Raw genomic sequence first — 1,729 nt, forward strand, 5'->3', positions numbered from 1 at the left:
CAGCCCAAAGGAACGGGTGGCGGGCCGCCGCCGCCAGTGCCAGGGCCGACAGGCCCGCGCCGGCGGCCAGGTAGACGAACTGCCGCAGCGTGAGCCTCCCGCCGATCACCTTCTCCTCGCCCCGCGGCGCCAGCATGGGCACCTCGTGGTTCACCCCACAACCCTCCCTAACCGCCGAGCACCACGCCCAGCACCACTTTCACCAGGATCACGGGGCCGAAGACCAGCGCCGCACCCAGCAGGGTCTTGTAGACACCCTGCATCGCCTCCGCCCGCGTCCTGCCATCCTGGGCGGTCATCACCACATAGCCCTGCCAGGCCAGCATCACCGCGGCCACCAGCGCGCCCACCACCATGAGCAGGTTGAGCACGCGCTGGAGGATCTCCACCAGCCTCTGCTGGCCCTCGCCGACTCCGGCGGGAGGCCGCGGAGGCTGCGGCATCACGATCTCACCCTCCGCCAGCGCCTGCCCCGCCAGCCCGAGCACGAACGCGGCCAGCACCGCCAGGAAAAGGAGCCTCTTGGCCAACTCCATCACCCCCTCTCGCGCTGCTTCCCAGAGATTCCCGCAGCCACCAACCGGCGGGCCGCTTCGGTGAACCCCGACTCCCGCTCCCGAAAGGCCAGCCCCGCATACCACCAGCCGCCGGCCCAGGGGAAGCAGCCCCGCACCTCGCAGCGCGCCTCGCGCCCCTCCATCCCCAGCACCACCTCGGCGCCCTCGGGAACGGGGCGCCAGAGCGCCACCCGCGCGCCGCCCTCGCTGAGGTCTTGCACCACGCCCTCCAGGCAGATGCCCCCGGCGAGCAGCACACGGGCAGGCACCGAAACCCGGTGGCGCGGAGCCCTGGTCACGGAGGCTACGCTCAGGGTCACCGCCAGCGGCTGGCCCTCCACCACTCGCTCGCGGAAGAAGAACTCCTGCCCCGCCCGGTGCCGGCGCACCACCACCTCGTCGCCCGGCGCCACCCGCAGCAGCGACCGGGGCTTGAGCAGCAGCGCCCCGTCGTATGCCAGCACCGCGCACCACACCGCACCCGGCGGGGCCACCACCAGCACCTGCTCGCCCGGACGGGGAAGACCGATGAACACTCGTTGGTTGTTTTCCAAGATCCCATTTCCCCTTTCTGCTGCCAGGCCCGGCCGGCTCACTACCTGCCGCTTAAGACCCGGCACCTCTCGAAGTGGCAGCACACGAGGCACCGGCCCAGGCGCTCCAGGTTGGCCCGGTAGGACGCCACCGCCGCCTGCAGGCGGTCGAGAGCCGCGGCCAGGGCATCATCGCACTCGGCCTCGCTCCGGGCCGGCCCGGCGGGGTCCGACTCCAGAGGCAGGCCGCCCCGGAAGTCCTCCAGCCGGGGGGCCGGGGCGCGCTGGGGCATGGTCCCCAGGCAGGGCGCCGCCGGCAGGATCTCCACGGGCAGGTTCATCACCGCCTGCCTCGCCGCAGCTACTTCGCTGTCCAGCTTCGCCCGCCGCCACTCGTCGCGGGCGGCGGGATTCCCCTCCATGCGGGCCATCAGTCACCCACCTCCTAACTCTGCTAGCACGCCCGGGTCCAGGCCGTAAAATCTCACGCGCAAGACCCGCACCCCCCACGACCTGGCCTCCGCCAGGTCGGCGAGGTAGACGTCAAGGTGGAGCCCTCTCACCGCCCCGCCGCGGTCCACCACCACCCCGGGGCCGTAGCCCGGAATCCACACCCGCGTGCCGAACGGCACCGCGGGG

Annotated in this window: 4 protein-coding genes; all 4 read right to left on the minus strand. The window is 72.5% G+C overall.

All coding sequences use genetic code 11. The annotated features are described in order from the left end of the window. Positions 1-167 precede the first annotated feature (167 nt). Positions 168-530: a pilin gene (locus tag AB1609_23050; protein MEW6049313.1), complete on the minus strand. Its 363-nt coding sequence runs from the start codon at positions 528-530 to the stop codon at positions 168-170. 5 nt (positions 531-535) lie between these two features. Next, on the minus strand, positions 536-1,111 hold the full coding sequence (locus tag AB1609_23055; GenBank protein MEW6049314.1) for a PilZ domain-containing protein: 576 nt from the start codon (positions 1,109-1,111) through the stop codon (positions 536-538). A 41-nt stretch (positions 1,112-1,152) separates the two neighbouring features. After that, on the minus strand, positions 1,153-1,521 hold the full coding sequence (locus tag AB1609_23060) for a hypothetical protein (GenBank protein ID MEW6049315.1): 369 nt from the start codon (positions 1,519-1,521) through the stop codon (positions 1,153-1,155). A 3-nt stretch (positions 1,522-1,524) separates the two neighbouring features. Further along, positions 1,525-1,729: 3D domain-containing protein (locus tag AB1609_23065; protein ID MEW6049316.1), on the minus strand; the 205-nt coding region annotated here is incomplete at its 5' end.

Source organism: Bacillota bacterium, from assembly GCA_040754675.1.
Taxonomy (GTDB): Bacteria; Bacillota; Limnochordia; order Limnochordales; family Geochordaceae; genus Geochorda.

Excerpts from the sequence above, each read along its gene's own strand:
- AB1609_23060 (MEW6049315.1), bottom strand. The coding sequence starts at position 1,521 with ATGGCCCGCATGGAGGGGAATCCCGCCGCCCGCGACGAGTGGCGGCGG.